The sequence below is a fragment of the Leptospira kemamanensis genome (assembly GCF_004769665.1).
Lineage (GTDB): Bacteria > Spirochaetota > Leptospiria > Leptospirales > Leptospiraceae > Leptospira_A > Leptospira_A kemamanensis.
In genome coordinates this window covers 102,062-123,815 of record NZ_RQGG01000007.1, presented here as the reverse complement: position 1 = coordinate 123,815, position 21,754 = coordinate 102,062, and the positions used below count along the sequence as shown (strand labels likewise).

The following is a 21,754-nucleotide window of genomic DNA, read 5'->3' as shown; positions in this document are numbered from 1 at the left end:
TTGATCTGAAACAAAATGACACCCAATTTTAACTCAAACCAAAGGAACAAACGGAATTTTCAAATATGTTAACAGTTGTTTTACTCATCTTATCCAATATTTTTATGACCTTTGCTTGGTATGGCCATTTGAAATATGCAAAATCAAACCAGATGTTTTATGTGATTTTGTTTTCTTGGGGCATTGCTTTTTTTGAATATGTGTTAATGGTTCCCGCCAATCGTATTGGGTATACGGTTTATAAATATGAAGGGTTCCAATTAAAAATCATCCAAGAGATCATCACAATCTTTGTTTTCATTCTATTTGCCACCTTGTTTCTGGGTGAAAAAATCAAATGGAACTACATTGTGAGTTTTGGATTGATATTACTAGCAGGTTATTTTGCGTTTGGGTTTGGGAACAATTCAAACAGTCACTAAAAATTGAACGAGGGACTTTGCTAATTCCTCTTTTGGCAAAGGCCCAATCTCTTTCACAAGTCCACTTGGTCCAAAGATGCGTAAGATGGATTCCACTTCTCCAAATCCTTTTCCATGACCCACAACATTCCCAACGATATAATGTAACCCTTTGCGAACGAGTTTTTCTCTGGCATGTTTTTCTAAATCATTTGTTTCAGCTGCAAACCCAACACGGATCGAATTTTTGATTTGGTTTTCTTTGATGTACTCATCCACTTGTCTTAAGACATCTGGATTTTCTTCTAATTCGAGTAATAATCCCTTACTTCCTTCAGAGGTTCTTTCTTTTTTGATTTTGTGTTCGGCCGTCATAATCGGACGAAAGTCCGCCGGGGCAGCAGCCATCACGAGTAAGGTATCATCCAACATTTGAGACAAAACGGCATCTCGCAATTGCATCGTTGTTTCGACTTCTAAGTTTTGTTTGGCGCCTTCCACATTCGCATAACGTTCTAATGTGTTTCCATGGATGTAAATCACATCCACTTGGTATTGTAAAAAATACTTCGCAATCTCATATCCCATTTTCCCAGAAGAAGCATTGGAGATATAACGAACGGGATCAATCCACTCTCTTGTAGGACCTGACGTAATGACAACACGTTTGAATTTTAAATTCATGAATTCTTTTTGTGAAGTTCGATGATTTGTTCCATGATAGTTTCAACTGTTGCCAGTTTGCCATACCCTTCATCACCACAAACCACAATGCCTTTGTCTGGAGATACAATGTGTACACCATCAGCTTCTAATGTTTTTAAATTCCTTTGGACAGCAGGGTGTAAATACATCCCAGGATTCATGGAAGGAGCAACGAGCACTGGTGAGGTGAGGGCAAGGTAAGTAGAAGTCACCAAATCATCTGCGATTCCATTGGCCATCTTTCCAATGATATTGGCGGAAGCGGGAACCACAGCAAAAACGGAGGCCATGTTTTTGATTTCGATATGAGCCATACCCGTATCAAATTCATCAATCCGAACAGGTTTACTGGTAAGTGCTTCAAAGGTAATTTTGCCCACAAACTTGGTGGCGTTCGCTGTCATGATCACGCGCACAGGGTATCCGTTTTTGGTAAGTCCCCTTACCAAATCACAAGCTTTGTATGATGCGATGGAACCCGAAACTGCGATGATGATTTCTTTCATTTACCGATCCTCGTAGGACAATTCCCGTTCCATTTCGGAATCATGGTCTTCTTCTAGTTTCGGAGTGAAGAGGATGGAAATGATTTTATTTCCTTCCATTTTTTTCACTTTGAGGCTACCTTTTTTGATTTGAACGATGCTACCTTCTTTAGGCATATCTTCATTTTTTTCCATAAAGTAACCGGCAATGGTGCGCACCTCTTCCATATCAGAAGGTTCTTCCCCTTCCAAAATATCTGTTAGGCTAGAGAGTTCCGTTTCTCCATCTAGTGTGATGGTTTTGGTTTTTTTATTTTTGGATGTGACGTCCACTTCGTCAGTGTCTGTTTCATCCCGGATTTCACCAAAAAATTCTTCGATAATATCTTCTAACGTAAGTAAGCCGGAAACTCCACCATACTCATCTATGACGATGGCCATGTGTTGTTTTTTCTCACGGAGTTTTGTCATGACTCGTTCGATGGACATGGATTCAGGAACCTTTACAAAATCCTTTTCCATGATAACGGTGATTTTTTCTTTTTTGCCTTTGGCAGAAAGATGAGCCGCTTGCCATTTTAAGTATTTTTGGACGTGAACAATCCCTACAATATTATCTAAGGTTTGGTTGTACACAGGGTATCTTGAAAAACTATGTTCGGCAATGAGGGGAAGTAATTTATCAATCGTTGATTCTTGCGCAATCCCAATGATAGAAAGACGATGTGTCATTACATCTTTGGCTGTATGTTCCGAAAAATCAAAAGTCTTTTGGATGAGTTGCATTTCTGCATTGTCAATCCGACCTTGTTTTCTTTGTTCCTCAATGATGATCATGAGTTCTTCCGCAGAGTGAACATATTTATCACCTGTTCGTTGCAAACGGAACAAAGTGAGAATGCCACCAGCCAATCGGTTCATGATAAACGTTACTGGAAAAAACAAATAATAGAAGAGCCACATGGGAGCCGAAACACCGAGCGCAATCGCTTCTGTATTTTGGATCGCCAGTGTTTTGGGAACTAATTCTCCTAAGATGACATGAAGGAGAGTGATGAGTGTAAAGGATACTCCAATAGAAATACTGTGAATGGTAACAAGATCCAATTCAATTTGGAACATGCGAAGAAAACCAGTGACAACACTTGCAAATAAAGCTTCACCAATCCAACCAAGGAGTAAACTCGCAATCGTAATCCCCACTTGGCAAACCGATAACATATCATCGATTTTGGAGACCGCTTTTTTAGTGATATGGGACATGGCCCGGTTTTCTTTGACAAGCTCCTCGAGACGTGAGGGTCGAATTGATACCATCGCAAACTCAGCAGCGACGAAGAAACCATTGACAAAGACAAGGAGGAAGATGAGAAAGATGCCGATTATTTCCATAGAAACTCGAACACCACTAAAGTTTTAAAATCAGGGTCCATTGTATAGTGAGGAACAGAATTAAGTATTTTGGACCGATCCTCTAGTGTCGCCTACAATTTGAGTGAAATTTCCAGGAAATCACCGAAGAAATCTCTAGGAAAGGCAAAAGTTTAGCGGTTCTCCGATTCCATTTGTCCTTTCCAGGAGAACATTATGTCCCATTTACTGGGCAGTCGCGTAAACCCAAATTCCATCTTCCTTATAGGCAGTAGGTTCTGTGAGGCTTTGAAAACTCGTCGGATCCATTGTGGGAAGAGAAGGAAGGTAACCTATCTTTTTTGTTCCAGAGCGAAACCAAAAATGTAACCATTGGTGGTGGAGTCCTGGATCAGACCACGATTTCCCTAACACGCGTTCAGTGTATACAATCATCTTAGGAACCGTTCTGTAATCGATACGGCGAAATAATTTCAAAAGGGATATTTCCTCGGTGACACCCGTTTCTCCTCGACAAGACCAACTGAGAACAGGGCCGAGAGTGGATACATTGTTACTAGCAGGAAAATCCCAAAGGTGTAGGCGATCTTTGTCCTTTAAAATCCGTGAGCCTTCGAAATATGCGGTATCCACAAGTGAAATGCCTTTTCCATCCATAGAACGCATGTTTGTCGGACATTTCCAAGAATACAAATTGAGTGGTTTTTGTGTGTCTGTATTCGGATAGAGACTAAAGAAAAAGACTAAGGATTGTTCCTTCATTTCTTTTTTGAGTGATCTGGACAAACCCATGCCAGGTTCATTTAGATAAATCTGAATTTTTTCATGTTCTTTGTTTGCCAAAACCAGTTCTTTCACTGTATCAAGTATGTCAGAAGCATCTGGCCTTTGGGAACGAACCAGTTTCCAATTCAATTGGTTCCGTTTGGATTCTTTAGGATTGAATGTAAAAAGATAAAACTCTTCTTTATAAGGAAGTAAAAATACTGTCGGAAGTTTTACTGATTCCAACGAACGAGTGTTTTCTTCTTCTGTTTTTCTTTGGATAGAATTTTCGGTTTCCCTACTTTCCGCATAGGTAGAATCAAAAAACTTAGATTCCCTTGCGGTTCCAAATCCTGATAAAAATTTAAACTGTTGGTTTACATAGGGAATTTGAAATAAAGAATGAGGACTTCCTTTCAGATTCCTTTGTGTTTTGACAGCGTTCCATTTGAAAAGAGTATCAAAAAGACCCCAAACATCATTGTCATCTCGCAAATGACTTAACGCGTATTCAAAAAATAAATCTGTAGAGAAAGCTAAGGGTCTATAATTACGAATGTAATACACATCTTCATAAGAATGATTTAAGAGATAATCACTCACACCATCACGAATATTTCCATTGACGGGGCCTTTTTTTCCAGAAGCGGTGTGCGCAAAAATAAATCCAAAATTCCGTAAAAACTCTGCAGCAAAAAAAGAATTCTCTTCATCTAATATGCCACGACTTTTTGTGAATTCAATCGTTGATTTCCGATATTCCTTTCTGTAAATCTGATTATAACCTTGTAAAATGGTAGCGGCATATTCCAAACGTCTCCATTTTTTTTCCTGAGCCATGTAAATGATTTCGTCTGTCATTCGAGATGACAACTCAGGATTTTGATCCATTAACATCTGCGAAATCCGTAGTTTGGGCCAAATGTCGGCTTCTGTTAACTTTTCAGGATCTTTGATTTTTTGTAAGGCTTTGAGAGCGGACTCAGCACCGTTCACTTTGTACAGAGAGACAGAAATTAAATCTTTCACTTCTGCAAGTGTCATCGGTTCATTTAAAAATGGATGATTGATGTCGGAAGACCAATTGTTCAAATCCAATTTTAAATAATAATCCAAAGATTTTTTATAATCTTTTTGGAAATAAGAGAGTGCACCTAACTTCACATAAATGCGATTTAAAATGGATGTTTTTTTTCCACGTGCTGATTTTAAAAATTGTAAATACGATTCTTCAGCACCGACCATATCACCTGATAAAATTTGGAAAAACGCCATCCTTTCAATGGAGTTTTCATTGGCATTTCCCTCTGTGATTCTTTCCAAATCCATAATCATTTTTTGAAAATGAATTCCTTCTCTCGTAAAACCCAAAAAAGCTAATTTTGCTGGTAAATCTTCATCAATTCGATCGAGAAGTGGAATCCATTCCAAATTGCCATCTTCAAAGAAAGGAGAGCTAACACGCATTATATTCACAAAATGTTTATGCATGTCTTTGTCTTTTCCAGTTGGGAGATCGATGTAATATTGTAATCGAAACACTCGGCAAAGAGAATAGTAAGGTCTAGATTTCTGGCAATCCATCCGAACCATTGTTTTTTTTTCATCTTCTCCCGATTGAAAAAGATTGGTTCGCATATTCTTTGCTAAATTTCGTAAATAGGTATTTGGTTCTTTTTGGATGTAAGTGTCGAGCATCTTTATGGCTTGGACTTCATCCCCTTGTGATTGTTTCCAAAGAGAAGTGAGTAAAAAATCGGCAAAGGAATACTCACCTCTTTTGGTACGAAGGTCATACAAAACTCGACCAATCCCTTCCTTGTCTTTGGTTTTGAGAAAGTATTCCCCAAGCATTAAATAATAATCAATTTCCTGATTGGTCGCCAAATTTTCAGGAGATTTGAAACGAAAATCATCTCGGATTGTGAGTTGTTCCTTTCCTTGGATGTATAATTTTCCTTGGTTTCCTGACACAACCCAGCCATGAATTCTTTGGTTTTGTGCGTATATAGAAGTAAGAGAACCTAAGATGATGAAACTGAAAAAAATAGAAAGTGACAGTCGACTCTTCATCGTATCTTTGATTCTCTAGGACCAAGTGATTTGGTCAAGTGACATAAAGGGAAATGGCAGAAAGTTTCGATTACCAAACGATTGTGGAAAGTTTTGACGAGTTCCTGCTCATTATGGACGGGAATTTGGAGATTCAATTTTCCCAAACTTCACCCAACCTATACCTGCCAAAGAATTCCATTGCTGTCGGCAAACACATCAAAGAACTCCCCATTGTCCCAAGAGATGGACTGATTTTATCCAATTTATGCCAAGAAACGATTACAAGAAGGATTCCATTTCATTTTTCCACCTCCCTACTCGGAAACCCATACCGGATTTTGGGAAGGTTTCTCGAAACAAAATCGGGACCATGTGTGATTTTACGGGGAGAACCAAATTTTAATATCGAAGGGGTGGTCCTCGACAGTGGTCCCTATGTCATTTTTCGATATAAATTTGATTCCGAATTTCTCATCACTTATGTATCACCCAATGTATCACATAACTTTGGTTACCAAACAGGTGATTTTAAAAAAGGGAGTTTGAGTTTAGAAAGTTTAGTCCATCCTGAGGACAAAACACAGTTTGAATTAATAGAAAAAGAATCGATCAAAAACAAACAGAGAACCTACCAAAGAGAATTTCGATTTCGAAAACTCGATGGCAGTTACATTTATCTTTCTGAATACAGTGTCGTCAGTTATTATGATTCGTATCCAACAGAAAAGATTTCTTATTTATCAGACATCAGCGAACGAAAAGAAAAAGAATTAGAAATCAAAAACCAAAGAGATGAACTGAATCGAATCCGTGTTCTATTTGAAGAAACAAATGCCGCCGCCAATGTGGGTGCATGGGAAGTAGACCTAGTCCAAAACAAAATCTATTGGGCCAAAGAAACAAAACGAATCCATGAAGTCCCAGAGGATTATATTCCCAAATTAGAGAACGCATTCCAATTTTATCCCATTGCATCCGAACAAAATGCACTAAGAAAAGCATTTGAAGATACAATACAAAATGGAAATTCCTATGAATTGGTTTTGCAAATCAAAACACTCAATGGAAAAATCAAATGGGTGCGTACCATTGGACATGGAGTGTTCGAAAATGGAACTTGCATTCGAGTGTATGGAAGTATTCAAGACATCACAAATAGTGTCAATCTAGACAAACAAAAAGAAGAAGCTTTATCCAAACTCGAAACCATATTAGATGCGACCACACATGTGACTATCATCGGAACCGATATCAATGGAATCATCACACACTTCAATAAAGGTGCCGAATACCATCTCCAATACACAGCAGAGGAAATGATTGGGAAAACTACTCCAGCCATTTTACACAAAGAAGCAGAAGTTTTATTCCGAGCAGAATCATTATCTTCCGAATTTGGTGTAAAAATTTCTGGATTTGAGACCTTTGTCTACAAAGCAAAGTTAGGTGCCTATGAATCTCATGAATGGACATATATCAGAAAGGATGGATCCGAATTCCCTGTACAACTTGTTGTCACGGCAAGCCGTAACCAAATAGGAGAAATCACTGGTTTCTTAGGAATCGGGATTGATATCTCTGCTCAAAAAACCACCGAAGAAGCATTACGTGAAAGTGAAAGGCGTTGGCAATTTGCTTTGGAAGGTTCTGGAGATGGAATTTGGGATTGGAATGCAACAACCAACCAAGTGTTCTTCTCTCGCCAATGGAAAACGATGTTAGGTTTTGCAGAAGATGAAATAGGAACTGATCTTAACGAATGGGAGTCACGAGTTCATCCAGAAGATAAAGAAAAATATTTTTTTGATCTCAACAAACATTTCCAAGGTGAGACCAATATCTACGTCAACGAACATCGCATGTTGTGTAAAGATGGATCTTACAAATGGATCCTTGACCGTGGCAAAGTGATCGAACGAACAGAGGATGGCAAACCACTACGAGTCATTGGGACACACACAGATATCACACAACGTAAAAATTTAGAACATGATTTAATCATTGCTAGAGAAAAAGCAGAAAACGCATCTATCGCAAAATCCAACTTCTTAGCCAATATGAGCCATGAAATTCGAACTCCTCTCAACGGAGTGATTGGTTTTGCGGACTTACTCATGCGTACCGACTTAAACCAAGTCCAAAGAAAGTATATGGAGACGGTTCATCTCTCTGCCTTATCTCTTTTGGATTTGATTAATGACATTCTTGATTTTTCTAAAATTGAATCTGGCAAAATGGAACTCTACAAAGAAAGAGTGAATATTTTTGATTTGTTACACCAAATCGCAGAGATCGTTAAACACAAAGCATACGAAAAAGGGTTGGAACTTATTTTAAATATCTCTCCAAGAGTCCCAAGGAATGTTTTTGTCGACTCTCTTCGATTACGTCAAATTTTACTGAACCTAATTGGCAATGCTCTTAAATTTACGCTCACAGGGGAAATTCAAATCAAATTGACAGCAACACCAGTGAGTCAAAATAAATTTGAATTTTTATTTGAAGTGATTGATACAGGGATTGGGATCGATAAAGACAACCAAAAGAAAATTTTTGAAGTATTTGCCCAAGCAGACAATTCCACAACACGTCAATTTGGTGGGACAGGACTTGGTCTTTCCATCACCTCCAAACTCCTACAATTATTCGGATCTAAAATTGAATTAGAATCAGAGTTAGATCATGGATCACGTTTTTATTTTAAATTCACAACCCTTGCTGATAACGAAAGGTATTTAGAACCTGATTTAAAATCGATTCAAAAGGTAATGGTAGTCGATGACAACAAAACAAATCTCTCTGTGATTAAGGAGATGTTAGACTATAAAAACATTCAAACATTTTTATTTGACTCTCCTACATCTGCATTAGAAAACATCAAAGCTGGTGAAGTTTTTGATGTTGTGATTTCGGATTATAATATGCCGGAGATGAATGGACTCGAATTCATTGAACGATTAAAACATTTTTTACGTCAGAACAATCGAAAAATTCCACATATCACAATCCACTCCTCTTCCAACGAAGAAATCATATATCAAAAAGGAAAAGAATTGGGTGTTGGAGTCATTCTTTTAAAACCGATTCAAACAAATATTTTATACGAAAGTTTATCAGATTTAATCACAGGTAGGACTTCGGAAGAAAATCCAATTGAGAAAACTAAATTGAGTCCAATCGTTACCCCAGAAAAAACAAAGGTGATGATTGTAGAAGACAATCCCGTGAATATGATGTTAACCAAAACCATTGTACTAAAAATATTACAATCGGCCATCATCATCGAAGCAAACAATGGAGTCGAAGCCGTTGAATATTTCAAAAAAACAGAGCCTGATTTGATCCTTATGGACATCCAAATGCCTGAGATGAACGGTTATGATGCCACAAAAGAAATCCGAAAACTAAGCATTGGCCAAAATGTTCCCATCATTGCCCTCACAGCAGGAACACTTTCGGATGAAGAAAACCGATGTTTAGAAAGTGGAATGAATGATTATATTTCCAAACCTGTTGTTTTGAACACCATTGCTGACAAAATGAAACACTGGCTTCTTAAAAATTAAATCTTGAATACGATTGTCCGAATGAGCCTTGTTCCATCTCATGGACATTGTGCTAGTCTCTGTCTCCAAACTTTCCAAAACCATCGGCGAAAAAAAACTTTTTTCAAACCTTGATTTCTCTATCAGCGAAGGAGAAAAACTCGCCATCGTTGGCATCAATGGCTCTGGTAAGTCCACCCTACTCCGTGCCATCTTAGGAAAAGAAGAAACAGACTCTGGACAAATCATCAAAAACAACAATCTCAAAATTTCTATCTTAGACCAAAACCCAGTCTTCGATGCAAACGAAACGATCCTCGATCATATTTACCAAGGGGATAACAAACTCGTAAAAACCATACGGAAATACGAAGACATTTGTGAACGAATGGGAGAAGGGGAAGAAGGACTCGATGATGAGTTTACAAAAGCGTCTCAGGAAATGGATCGCCTCTCTGCTTGGGATTATGAAGGGCAAATTAAGTCCATATTACGAGAATTAGGTGTAGAAAAACTCGAACGTAAAATGTCGGAGTTGTCAGGAGGAATGCTCAAAAAAGTAGAACTTGCCAAATCCCTGATCGATGAAAGCAATTTACTCATCTTAGATGAACCAACAAACCACTTAGATGTAAAATCCATTTTATGGTTAGAAGACTATCTTGCCAATTTAGACAAAGCCATCCTACTCATCACCCACGACAGATACTTCTTGGATCGAATCGTGAATAAAATATTGGAACTCGATCGTGGGAATTATTTTTTATACGAAGGGAACTATTCTATTTATCTAGAAAGAAAAGTAGAAAGAGAAGAAACTCTTCAAAAGCAAGAAGACAAAATCAAACAGTTTTTGAAACAAGAAGTGAAGTGGCTCAAACGCCAACCCAAAGCCCGCACCACCAAACAAAAAGCAAGGATTGATCGAGCAAACGAACTACAAGGTAGAGAAAAAAGAGAAATCCAAAAAGATTTAGAACTCAGCGTCGCTGCCAAACGTCAAGGGAAAACCATTTTAGAAATTCATAATCTAAAAAAATCCATTGGTGAAAAGGTATTAATCAATGATTTTACTTATACATTTAAAGCCAAAGAAAGACTAGGGATCATTGGACCCAATGGGATTGGGAAATCCACTCTTCTGAATCTTATGGCAGGCCGCCTGACGCCTGATAGTGGATACTTAAAACCAGGACTCAATACCAAGGTTGGCTATTTTGACCAAACGAGTTCAGAGCTTCCCTTAGAAAGAAATGTATTGGAATACATTAAAGATGTAGCTGGGGAAATGATTGAAACCGAATCAGGGGAAAAAATTTCTGCGTCCAAGATGTTGGAACGATTTTTATTTGATGGGAAATTACAATACACTCCGATCGCCAAACTTTCTGGAGGCGAAAGACGTAGACTTTTTTTAGTGCAGATCCTCATGACGGGACCAAACTTTCTCATCTTAGATGAACCTACCAATGATTTGGACATCCAAACACTATCTGTATTAGAATCCTTTTTGGATGAATTTCCTGGCACTGTTGTTATTGTTTCTCACGATCGTTATTTTCTCGATCGCACGGCAGAAAGCTTACTCATCTTTCGCAAAGAAGGAAAACTAGATCATTATATAGGAACCTTCTCTTCCTTTTTAGAAGTGGATAGTTTAGAGATCGAAAACGAACCAAGTTCTATGAAACAAACTCAGCCACAACCAGTGGTTACCACTGTGGAAAAACCTAAAAAGTCAAAACAAGACCAAAAGAAAATATCCACTTTAGAAAAAGAAATTGCGGCACTCGAAGAAAAAAAATCAAATCTCGAAGGGAATTTGAGTACATTCGCAAATGATCATATGGAACTCCATAAAATAACGGAAGAAATCCAAAAGATAGAAGCGGAAATTCTTTACAAAATGGAGGAATGGGAAATGTTTCATTCCGAATGAAAACAGTCCATACGACAAGAATTCTCATCTGGACTCCCATCATCTTCATTGGGTATTTCATCTCAGCGCAAATTGGATTCAATATCGCGTTTCTCAATAGCCAAGTTTCTCCTGTTTGGCCACCAGAAGGAGTTGGTTTATCCTCATTATTATTACTTGGACCTGTTGCTTTACCTGGGATTTATCTCGGTGCCACTCTTGCTAACTTCTATAACAACCCTCACTTCCAAACAGCGTTTATTATAGGGATCGGCAACACTCTCAGTAGTTATGTCAATTATCGCATCATCAAACGTGTCACAGAAAAAACTGACCCACTTTATTCTACAAAAGACTTAATTTATTTCTTAAGCCTTGGAACCTTTCCTGGTTCATTTATCAGTGCAGTGATGGGTGTCACTAGTTTGTGGTATTGGGATTTTTTATCGACTGAATTGTATTTCAACGTGTTCTTCACTTGGTTTTCGGGTGAGATGTTGGGTTTTCTCATCGTGGCTCCCCTACTCTATGTTTGGTTTTATCCCAAATCCAAATTAAATTTAGATCTCTCCAAACAATTGGAACTTTTTCTATGGATCGTCATTGTATATATTTCTGGATCAATTGCCTTTAGCGATGAATGGCCTCTACTCTTTGTTCCCATTCCTTTTGTGATTGTGACAAGCATTCGATTTCGGCAATTTGGAGCCACCTTATCCACTGTTATACTGTCTTATACAGCAGTGACACTTACAATTGAAGGCAAAGGAGTTTTTGCCAGAAGGGATGCCAGTGGACTATCCATCAATGACTCTCTTATTTTCCTCGATGCCTTTTTATTTTGTATTAGTGGGATTGCCTACTTCCTTGTGACAGCCACAAGAGAAAGAGAACGAGCCCAAGAAACATCTCTCAAGTCCTTACAAGTATTAAATGAACTGAAAGAAAAAGCCAATGAAGAATTGGAACAAAAAGTGTTAGAACGCACTGCAGTCATCGAAGAACAAAGGATCGAAATTGAAAAACAATTGGATATGGCTAAACGGATCCAAGAGTCCCTCTTTCCTCAAAAAGAAATTACTCCAAAGGGAGTCGAACTTTTATTCAAAAACATTCCCATGATGAAAGTGGGAGGTGATTTGTATGATTTCGTTTGGAGACAAGACAAACAAGAATTAGGTGTTTTTATTTGTGACGTATCGGGACACGGAATTCCTGCGGCACTCCTCAGTGCACTTGTAAAAACATCACTTGAAAAATGGAAAGAAGACCCAAGGGATCTAAAAGAAAACTTAGAGTCCATCAGAAATCAAATTATGCCCAACTTAAGGGAACATTTTGTCACTGCTAGTTTACTCCATTTACATTCAGACTCTGGTGTATTAACGTTTGCACGAGCAGGACATTTTCCCCTCTTTATCATACGTAAGTCAGGTGCCCTCGTAAGTTTGAAACCCATGGGACGGATCATCACACCGATTTTTGATATTTTAGCCGAAGAAGAAAAATTCCAATTAGAACGTGGGGATTTGATTGTCCTTCTCACAGATGGACTCACTGAAGCCAGAGATCCTTCCTCATTGCAAATGTTTGGCGAAGATAAATTATTACATTTGGTAACCGAACTTCGAAATCATTCTTTGGCGAAAATTCGAGATGAAGTATTTCAGTCTGTGATCCAACTTTCAGGGGGAATCCAAGCAATTCAGGATGACCTAACTCTTGGTCTCATTCGTTATACGGGAGTTTAAGGGAGGTAAACAATACTCATTACCTAAACAAAAACGAAAAAAAAAATCATCCATCCTTTCCACGAGATACTTTGAGAGTATTCGTATACATCTCATCAATCGCTTCCTGAAAGCCATTGAGAAACAGGGCCGTTGGCAAACTTGGTTCATAAGCTAAATTTCCCAAATCCTTCATCTGGAATTCTCCAGGAAACAAAAGATACCAAGGACTGATATGACGGCTACCTGACTGGATCGTCTTTTTTTCGGCCACCAAACTATTTTGATGGAAGAGTTTTACAGTGACTTCCAAGGAAATTGTTTCAGAGCAAGGTATAAGACAAAAACTAATTACCTGTAAGGTTTGCAAAAAACTTCCTTCTTCTCGATCACTATGAATTTGTCCTGCTGCGACAAAAAATACATAATCTGATTTTACATCTGTCATTTGAAATCTTTCATCGGAAACATCGAAGATGGAAATTTCTTTCCATTGGTATCGAGACTTGCCAATTTCAGTTTGTTTTCTTTTAAAATATTGAAACGTAGTTTCGTTATCCAAAGGTTTCTTTTCTACCCATCCAACATATTCCCGAGTAAAATACATTCGATTGTAATTGAGGATTGTGATGTGATCACTCGGAAGACTTTTGTTTGATGAGACCGGAAAAGGTTTTACCTTTCGATTGAGGTTTGCAAACGAACACTGCAAAAAAAAGAATAAAAGAATCAAAACACAAGATTTCAAAGATCGTTCATGTCCTTCACTTCTGATACACTTAAAAATTCGTCCACACAAGGAATGAGGATTTCAGAGCGTTCTATTTCATTCATAGGTCCCAAGTCTCCCCCTTTTCGCATATACCCTCTTGTATAGTCTGCGTAATTCACAGTAGAGATCATATTATAAATTTCTAATTTTCTTTTCTCGATTGCTTTCACGATTGCAGTACAGGCAATATAAGATCCAAAAGATGTATGTTCTTTTCTGAAGTAAGTGATTTTGTATTCGGAATCACTGATTCCCCGCGTCCAGAGTCGTTTCGGAAATTGGTTCTTCTTACTATCCATCCAAGTATGAATATCCATGCCTTCTGGCATCAAAACTGGATTTTTTGGATACACTCTTCGTTCTGGAGGAAGAAGGCTTGCACATCCTATTCCAAACGAAAACAAACAAATAAAAATCAAAACGAAGTGAAATAGAGTGCGAGAGGAACAATCAACTTTCCATGGCATGAATCTCTTTTGTTCCAAAATCTATAACCTCCATTTCCCTGGGCTACCGATGTTATTGAAACGCCCCCCCGGAACATGGAACGGATTGTGACCCCCACCACCGGATCTTGGCATTTGGTATTGGTTTCCACCATAATACGGAACCCCATACCTTCCTGAGTAACCATGGTAAGGATAGGGATACTGACGGTAGTTATGCCCATTATGGCTTGGATGCCTTGTATAATAGGAATCATGCATATAATCAGGAGTGACACAACCTCCACCTAAACTTGCAAGTCCACCGACCAAAAACAAGGTACAGAAAAACCTAACAAACTTTTGGCGGTTCATTTTTTCGAGAGATTCAAAATTGATTCGGTTCATCATACGGTTAGTATAGATGGAAAATGGGATTCATGGAATAGAGGGTTTCCGCAATTGCGGATATCACCTATGAGATGATTTTCTTTTGTGGATCCAGAGAGGATATTTCCCTTCCGACTTTGCTTGGTTGAAAACCATCTTGGTTCATGATTCATGTAAAGATGGGTGCAAGAATCAAGCGATTCGATGAGTGGAAAATTGGCAATCGATGCGAAAAAGGAAGCCTTTGCCAAGATGAAAGGAATATTGGTTTTCTGGTAATCCGTAATGGATATCCAGAAAACCAAATCTAAATCTATTTTCCTTTTAAAAGAAACTCAATTCTTCTATTTTCTGCCTTACCTTGTTCAGTTGTGTTGGGACGAATGGGTTCTTTCGCACCTTTCCCTTCTACCGTGAGGCGAGATTCCGAAACGCCATTGGCGACTAAGTAGGATTTGACTTCATTTGCCCGAGAAAGCGATAGTTTTAGATTTTCCGCATCGTTTCCAACATGATCCGTATGTCCAACAATTATAATATTCAAATCTGATATCGATTTAATTAAAGTTACAGTGCGCAGTAGTTCTTTTTTTGAATCTTCTTTTAAATCAGATTTCCCCGAATCAAAAAGGATTCGATTGCTATAAAAACGAGATCCAGGTTTTAGTTTTGTTAAGTTGATCTCTGGATACTGCCAAATGTCTTCGTCTTTTAATGTTTTGGTCAAAAAGGAGTAACCAGGTGCTGAAAAGGAAATCTCTAAATCATAACTTGGCAATTTTCGATCAAACATACCATTTCCATCGGTTTTGGATTGGATCTTTTTTTTACCATCAAAATCCGTTAACAAAGAGATTTCAATGGAGGCATCGGGAAGAGGTTGTTTTGTTTCTAAATCAATCACTTTGGCTACGATTCTTTTTTTTCCACTGAATGGTGAAGAATACAGTATATCATTTTGATTGACATCCCAATGTCTCAAAAAATTCCCATTTGGTGAAATTTCGATGTTCGGAGATTCATTACATGCATTGAGAGAATTAGACAATTTGAATGTATCAAGTAACGAGCCTGTCTTTGTTTCATATAACTCGCCTATGGTGCAAGAATCATTCAACTGAAACCGATAACTACCATCATTGGTTATATTCCAATAATATCCTTGGCTATATAAAATCGGACTTAAGGATTTTCCTTTTTGAATTGTCTCTTGCTTTTGTAAGTGAAAAAATCGAATTCCATCCTCACCTACTGTCATTTTCTTAAAGTCCTTGGTTTCAAAACTGGGACGGACTGGTCCCGAAGAAGGAAGGCTCATAAAATAATTCATTCCAAAACTTTTGTATAGAGTTTTTCCATCTTCGCTGTATACCAATCTTCTTTCTTCGGGTGTCGAATCTTCCGTAAATCCTTGAGAAGGCATGTCAATATCTCCTTCACGAATTAGTTTTCCATCCGCTAGAGAAAAAGTGAATAAATTGCCAGAAAAAACTACTGTCACTTCTTTTCCGTTAGGTGAAATAGCTATAGCTGGAGATACCGTACCTGCCGTATAACGCGGAGATATGGGCAGTTCAAATTTCCAGAGAGGTTTGAAAGATCCAAATTCAGAAGAAACAACCGTATGTTTATTTTGACAGTAGGGTTTTTCATATGTACAATACTCGTATACATCTTTTCCTTTTCTGTAATTTTCATCGTATTTGGACTTCCACTCTGATGGTTTCCAATCGACATAAACAAACCGATTTTCCTTCGAGTCGATCGCAATTTTTTGAGGCAAATAGGGTTGGATTGTTTTCACAATCTTTAAACTAGGTATGGATACGATGTACATAGCATCTCTTGCCACTTCCGTTTTAAAAAACACAAAATATTTCCCATCCGATGAAAATCCCTTTTGATAAAACTGTATCTTGGGTCTAAAGGAAGCATCACAAGGTAGACTAAGGGTCGATACAATTTTACCTGTTTTGGTAGAATTGAGAACTAAAGTACTTCCACTTAGATGGATAAAATAATTTTCATCGGGACTATAATTGGAAAAATAAGATCCGCATTTTCCAAAAGGAACAGTATTGATTGTGGATACTTTTTTGATTCGAGAAGTTGCATCTTCTTTTGCGGCACTATGCAAAGATTCCAATTGTAAACTTTCACTGGATTTGCATTGAAAGTTCAGAATCAAAACGAGTGAAAGTGCAATATATACGAATTTATTCATAAGGAAAAAACTCTAATCCGCTACTGAAAAGAATCAAATCAATTTTTTAAGAAATACGAATGAATCTCGTAAGAATCCCGGCCCGACCGAGGCAGTTGGAATTGACTATCTCCATATGAGTTATTATAGAAAGCAGATGAGGAAACGCAATAGAGGGTTTCCGAAGTTACGGATATCACCTATGAGATGATTGATTCCTCAAACACAATGAATGGCGATGGTCTATACGAATTTTTGCTAGTTTCATTATGTTAGTAGCAACGATTTAACTCACTCAGTTAGCTTCGTGAAATTTCTCCGAGAAGTCTTTTAGTAGAAGAGCAGAGTGTAGAACAAAGCAATACAATATTATGTCACCTTGCGCCCTTGATGCGCAGGAGGCGGTAGCCGTCCGAAGGACCGAAGCGAACGCGAAGTCCGAAGACAGCAAGGAAAGGCGCCCTAATTCGTTCTTGTTTCCCTTGTTATAGTTCAAAATGATGGAAAAATCAGTTAAATTTTCCGCAGGAAGTGTGCCCCATCCATGGCAAATATCTATTACGACGACAGTTGCGATCTAAATCTCCTTAAAGGTAAAACCATTGCAGTGATTGGCTACGGAAGCCAAGGTCACGCCCAAGCTCAAAACATGAAAGATTCTGGTTTGAAAGTCATTATTGGACTTCGCGATGGATCTAAATCAGTGAAAGAAGCAAAAGAAGCTGGTTTTGAAGTTTATAATGTTGCGGAAGCATCCAAAAAAGCTGACATCATCCAAATCCTTGCTCCCGATACCATCCAAGCTGACATGTATAAGGCGGACATTGAACCAAACCTTAGCGAAGGGAAAGCTCTTGTTTTCTCTCACGGCTTTAACATTCACTACGACCTCATCACTCCTCCTAAAAACGTAGACGTGTATATGGTAGCTCCTAAAGGACCTGGACACCTCGTTCGCCGAGTTTACACAGAAGGTGGTGGAGTTCCTTGCCTCATCGCAATTTACCAAGATGCAACTGGACAAGCAAAAGCTCGTGCACTCGCACACGCAAGTGGAGTCGGCGGGGGAAGAGCAGGAATTTTAGAAACATCTTTCCGTGAAGAAACAGAAACAGACCTCTTCGGAGAACAAGCAGTTCTTTGTGGTGGTGTGGCTAACCTCATCATGAGCGGATTTGAAACATTAACAGAAGCAGGATACGATCCAGAAATCGCTTACTTCGAATGTTTACATGAAGTAAAACTCATCACTGACCTCATTTACGAAGGTGGACTAGCTCGTATGCGTTTCTCCATCTCTGATACAGCAGAGTATGGTGATTACATCAGCGGACCACGTGTGATTGATGCTGGCGTAAAAGCTCGTATGAAAGATGTTCTCACAGACATCCAAAAAGACAAGGGAGCCGCGTTTGCAAAACGTTGGATGGCTGATACAAAAGCTGGATACCCTGAATACAAAAAACTCAAAGAAAAAAATGCGGCTCACCCAATTGAAGCAGTAGGAACAAAACTACGCTCCATGATGAAGTGGCTTGCAAAGTAATTGTTTAGTTAACTTAAGTTAGAAGAAAGAAAGGAAGAAGGATTTTATATGAAAGTAACACAAAAGATTATACTCGCAGCACCTGCTCGAACTCCTTTTGCACAAATTGGTAAGGCGCTTGCACAGTATCCAGGTCACCACTTAGGTAAAATCGTGGGTGAAGAAGTAATGAAACGCAGTGGTTTGAAACCAACTGACATTGACGGAGTGATCGTGGGAGAAGGTTTTGCCAATGCACCAAACTCTGCTCGTGTGATTGCAAACCTAATGAACCTACCTTTAGAAATTCCATGTTTAACAGTGGCAAACAACTGTGTATCAGGACTTGAAGCAGTAGCAGAAGCATCTCGCCGCATCATGTTAGGTGAAGGTGAAGTTTTCCTCGTAATTGGTGAAGAATCTCAAACTTCTATGCCATTCGTTGTGAAAAATGCTCGTCTTAACAAAAAAACAAACAGCTTAGATTCACTTGTAAAACTCCTTCCAAATGACCTTCCTGAAGGTGTTGAACTTCGTGATACATTAGAAGACGGTCTCGGTGATGGGGAAACTTCTTATGGAATGCAAGTGACTGCAGAAATCCTCGCACAAAACTATGCCCTTCCACGCGAAACACAAGACAAAGTAGCTTACGAATCTTTCAAAAGAGCATTCGAAGCAACACAAGAAGGTCGTTACAAACCATATATCATGGAAGTAAAAGACGATGAAGGAAACCCACTCCAAGCGGACGAAGCGGTTCTTCTTCGTGAAGGTCTTGTGAAAAACCCAACTCGTATGGGTCGCGCTATGCTTATGTTTGATAACCCAGCGATGAAATTTGATGCATGGAAAGAAAAATACGGCAAAGATTTGAAAAAATCTCATGGCCCTACTGTTTCCATCTTCAATGCAAGCCCACGTTCCGATGGAGCTGCTGGAATCATCGTCGCTTCTGAAGCGGCAGCAAAAAGACTCGGACTCAAAGCAGAAGCAGTAGTTTCTGGTTTCAAAATGAAAGGTGTTGCTCCAAACCTTATGGGTCTTGGACAAGCAGAAGCTACTCTAGGACTTCTCGAAGAAGTTGGCGAAAAAGTGGAAAACATCGACGTGATCGAAATCCATGAAGCATTCGCAGCAACTGCAGTAGCAGCTCTTGAAGAAATCAAAATCAGAACTGGTTTTGATTGGGAAAAGAACTTTGATGCAAAGAAAATCAATCCAAATGGTGGATCGATTGCCATTGGACACCCGTTTGGCGCTACTGGAGTAAGATTACTTCACAACGCCATCATGGACTTCCATGAAAACAAAGATGCAAAGAAAGTTCTTGTGACTGCTTGTGCACACGGTGGAATCGCAGGTTCAATGATCGTAGAAAGACCATAATTCGAACCTAAGATTCAATTTTGTTCGTTCGAAAGATCGAAGAAAAAAGCCAAGGGAAACCTTGGCTTTTTTTGTTATTTAAGAATGATTAGTTTTTTGGGAAGGAAGCGGTGAAAGAATGAACTTTTTTAAAAAGAATTTTCCGTTTTCTAGAAGGGGTTTGTAAAAAGGAAAGAGATGTGGTAGAGAGGACGTATTGGGTGGCGGGTGGTTCACCCCACCCAATTTAGGGCGGGGACTGTACACTCACACCTTCCCCCCAAACCGCGCAAGCATCGGCACAACTCCATCCCGCGACTGCCTTGCTGTATCGTAACCTGGAAATATCTTATACAATTTCAAGTAAAACTGCTTTTCCACACGTTTGTTTCCTGAAATCGTTTTTTCCAAAATGTCTTTAGTAAAAAGATGAAACTCAAAAAAACCATTTTTAAATTTTCCATCCACACTCAATTTCCCACCAACCTTGATTCGTATAGGATGCGTTAGTGGGACACTTTCAAAATTGATCTCATTTTCAGAATTCAAAACATTCGAAATATAGAATGTTTCTTTCATTTCCATTTCATGAAACTCTTTTTCTGTAGGAAGTTGAAGTAAAACTTTTCCTTCTCTTCTCAACTCCACACGATAAGACAATGCCTCAAGATTTTCGATATCCATTGGATGTATATCGATTGTTAAATGGTGATCTAAAATTTCTGTGGATCGAGTGATCACATTTCCTTCTCGTTTCCCAATCAAAATCAAACGATTCCCAGGATTCGGTATAGAAAATCTATAAATGATTCCAGGTTCAGGCAAATCTTTTCCAGTGACTGTGAGTGGGTGGTGAATCGGAGTTTGTGTGATCGTATTGGTATCAATGATGTTTGTCTCATCATCACTCTCTGGACCCAAGTCTGTTCCATTTGATTTAGAACTTTGTTTGGATTTAAATACTTCTGAATTTCTAAATTTCGCAATCGTGAGTCTTTGCATGACAACAACTAGGATAAGTACGGCAACCAATAACACCAAAACAAATACCCAAGTCTCATAGGCATTCATCTTCTCTTCTAAGATACGAATTTGATCTAACGAATAGGGTTTCACAATTTGTCCAAGTAACATTCTGTATCCTTTATACAACGAAACCTTTTTATAAGTATCGACCTCCTAGATTCAGAAAATCACCCTCCCCTCTGAAAAGAGGTCGACTCTCTTTTCTCACTTTACTAATTTTTACACTATGTCTGCTTATTTGTTTACACTTGCGTTCTTGATTATGTTCGTTGTGACCCCCCTTTTCTCTCAAAACCACTGGGATGACTATATTGCAGAGAAAAATATCGGATCCACCTATCACCTATTTGGTGATAATGTAAACCTAAGAGAGTCTGGAAGTCTCAACGGGAAGGTAAAAAAACAACTCAATTTGGGCCAATCCGTGAAAATCCTTTCAAAAACGAACCAAATCTTGGAACAGAATTCAGTGAAGGAATATTGGTACGAAGTAGAAAGTGGAGAAGACAAAGGTTATCTTTGGGGAGGATTTATCTCCGACTATTCTTTTCCATTAAAAGACACACAAGTATTATGTAAGAACTTAGGTGTGAAAATACGGAAACTCGAATTAAAAATCATACGAGATTCAAAACTTTTAAGTCAAGCTTCTTTGGAAGTAGGACCAATGAGCAATGAAACTTGGGATCATACCATTTATAATGAAAAACTTTTTTCACCAAGTCCAAGAGCATTATTTGCTATCAAAAATTTAATCTTTTCAGAGATTGAGTATGGTTATACAAATGAACAAATATTCACTTTGGATCAAAATTACAAAATACAACCTCAATTTTCTTGGAATCCAGGTGCATGTGACCCACCAGCTTGTTCGGAAACATGGTTAGTGTTTCCAAAAGAAACCCTCCCAGAAGATCAAAAATTAATGCGAAAACGAACCAAAGGTAAGGACAACACAATACTGGAACTCATGCATAGTTTTGATATTGAAGAACCAAACCAACATGATTATTACCAATCCGAATACAATTGGAACGGACATATCTTCCAAAAGAAGGAAAATTAAATAC

At 38.5% G+C, this 21,754-nt stretch carries 16 protein-coding genes; 7 read left to right on the top strand and 9 right to left on the bottom strand.

Annotation, left to right across the window (positions count from 1 at the left end; genetic code table 11):
- Window positions 1-65 precede the first annotated feature (65 nt).
- Window positions 66-422, top strand: a complete 357-nt coding sequence (locus EHQ59_RS01795) for a DMT family protein (RefSeq protein WP_135617437.1) — start codon at window positions 66-68, stop codon at window positions 420-422.
- On the opposite strand, the gene EHQ59_RS01790 is transcribed toward EHQ59_RS01795, so the two are convergent.
- From EHQ59_RS01790 to EHQ59_RS01775, 4 genes are all read right to left on the bottom strand, one after another.
- Window positions 408-1,085 (bottom strand): phosphopantothenoylcysteine decarboxylase domain-containing protein, encoded by a 678-nt coding sequence (locus tag EHQ59_RS01790; protein ID WP_135617436.1) that lies wholly within the window; start codon window positions 1,083-1,085, stop codon window positions 408-410. The genes EHQ59_RS01795 and EHQ59_RS01790 overlap by 15 nt on opposite strands.
- A complete protein-coding gene (locus EHQ59_RS01785; protein WP_135617435.1) occupies window positions 1,082-1,612 on the bottom strand; it encodes a phosphopantothenoylcysteine decarboxylase in 531 nt (176 codons plus the stop codon). The genes EHQ59_RS01790 and EHQ59_RS01785 overlap by 4 nt, the downstream gene beginning before the upstream one ends.
- Window positions 1,613-2,983 carry a hemolysin family protein gene (locus tag EHQ59_RS01780; protein ID WP_135617434.1) on the bottom strand — a complete coding sequence of 457 codons (1,371 nt, stop codon included), beginning with the start codon at window positions 2,981-2,983 and terminating at the stop codon, window positions 1,613-1,615. It lies immediately after the preceding gene.
- 204 nt (window positions 2,984-3,187) lie between these two features.
- Window positions 3,188-5,800 (bottom strand): hypothetical protein, encoded by a 2,613-nt coding sequence (locus EHQ59_RS01775; RefSeq protein ID WP_135617433.1) that lies wholly within the window; start codon window positions 5,798-5,800, stop codon window positions 3,188-3,190.
- Window positions 5,801-5,853: 53 nt separating this feature from the next.
- Here EHQ59_RS01775 and EHQ59_RS01770 point away from each other — a divergent pair, with 53 nt between their 5' ends.
- Genes EHQ59_RS01770 through EHQ59_RS01760 form a run of 3 tightly spaced genes read left to right on the top strand, consistent with a single transcriptional unit; the run spans window position 5,854 to window position 12,996 of the window.
- Window positions 5,854-9,348 carry a PAS domain-containing hybrid sensor histidine kinase/response regulator gene (locus EHQ59_RS01770; protein ID WP_135617432.1) on the top strand — a complete coding sequence of 1,165 codons (3,495 nt, stop codon included), beginning with the start codon at window positions 5,854-5,856 and terminating at the stop codon, window positions 9,346-9,348.
- 40 nt (window positions 9,349-9,388) lie between these two features.
- Window positions 9,389-11,266 (top strand): ABC-F family ATP-binding cassette domain-containing protein, encoded by a 1,878-nt coding sequence (locus EHQ59_RS01765; protein ID WP_135617431.1) that lies wholly within the window; start codon window positions 9,389-9,391, stop codon window positions 11,264-11,266.
- A complete protein-coding gene (locus EHQ59_RS01760; RefSeq protein ID WP_135617430.1) occupies window positions 11,263-12,996 on the top strand; it encodes a SpoIIE family protein phosphatase in 1,734 nt (577 codons plus the stop codon). The genes EHQ59_RS01765 and EHQ59_RS01760 overlap by 4 nt, the downstream gene beginning before the upstream one ends.
- A gap of 46 nt (window positions 12,997-13,042) precedes the next feature.
- Here the strand turns inward: EHQ59_RS01760 and EHQ59_RS01755 are convergent, their stop codons facing one another.
- The 4 genes from EHQ59_RS01755 to EHQ59_RS01740 form a co-directional block, all read right to left on the bottom strand.
- Complete coding sequence (locus tag EHQ59_RS01755) at window positions 13,043-13,723, bottom strand: hypothetical protein (RefSeq protein ID WP_135617429.1); 681 nt, start codon at window positions 13,721-13,723, stop codon at window positions 13,043-13,045.
- Window positions 13,720-14,214, bottom strand: coding sequence for a hypothetical protein (locus EHQ59_RS01750; RefSeq protein WP_244245326.1), 495 nt, complete (start codon window positions 14,212-14,214; stop codon window positions 13,720-13,722). The genes EHQ59_RS01755 and EHQ59_RS01750 overlap by 4 nt, the downstream gene beginning before the upstream one ends.
- 21 nt (window positions 14,215-14,235) lie before the next feature.
- The gene (locus EHQ59_RS01745) at window positions 14,236-14,583 is read right to left on the bottom strand and encodes a hypothetical protein (protein ID WP_135617428.1); all 348 of its coding nucleotides are present in this window, start codon (window positions 14,581-14,583) and stop codon (window positions 14,236-14,238) included.
- Window positions 14,584-14,875: 292 nt separating this feature from the next.
- Complete coding sequence (locus EHQ59_RS01740) at window positions 14,876-16,786, bottom strand: OmpA family protein (protein WP_135617427.1); 1,911 nt, start codon at window positions 16,784-16,786, stop codon at window positions 14,876-14,878.
- Window positions 16,787-17,309: 523 nt separating this feature from the next.
- On the opposite strand from EHQ59_RS01740, the gene ilvC reads away from it, so the two are divergent.
- Window positions 17,310-18,311: a ketol-acid reductoisomerase gene (ilvC, locus tag EHQ59_RS01735; RefSeq protein ID WP_012387727.1), complete on the top strand. Its 1,002-nt coding sequence runs from the start codon at window positions 17,310-17,312 to the stop codon at window positions 18,309-18,311.
- A 48-nt stretch (window positions 18,312-18,359) separates the two neighbouring features.
- On the top strand, window positions 18,360-19,679 hold the full coding sequence (locus EHQ59_RS01730) for a thiolase family protein (RefSeq protein WP_135617426.1): 1,320 nt from the start codon (window positions 18,360-18,362) through the stop codon (window positions 19,677-19,679).
- 246 nt (window positions 19,680-19,925) lie between these two features.
- On the opposite strand, the gene EHQ59_RS01725 is transcribed toward EHQ59_RS01730, so the two are convergent.
- A complete protein-coding gene (locus tag EHQ59_RS01725) occupies window positions 19,926-20,792 on the bottom strand; it encodes a hypothetical protein (protein ID WP_135617425.1) in 867 nt (288 codons plus the stop codon).
- Between the two features lie 118 nt (window positions 20,793-20,910).
- Here EHQ59_RS01725 and EHQ59_RS01720 point away from each other — a divergent pair, with 118 nt between their 5' ends.
- On the top strand, window positions 20,911-21,750 hold the full coding sequence (locus EHQ59_RS01720; RefSeq protein WP_135617424.1) for an SH3 domain-containing protein: 840 nt from the start codon (window positions 20,911-20,913) through the stop codon (window positions 21,748-21,750).
- Window positions 21,751-21,754: the final 4 nt, after the last annotated feature.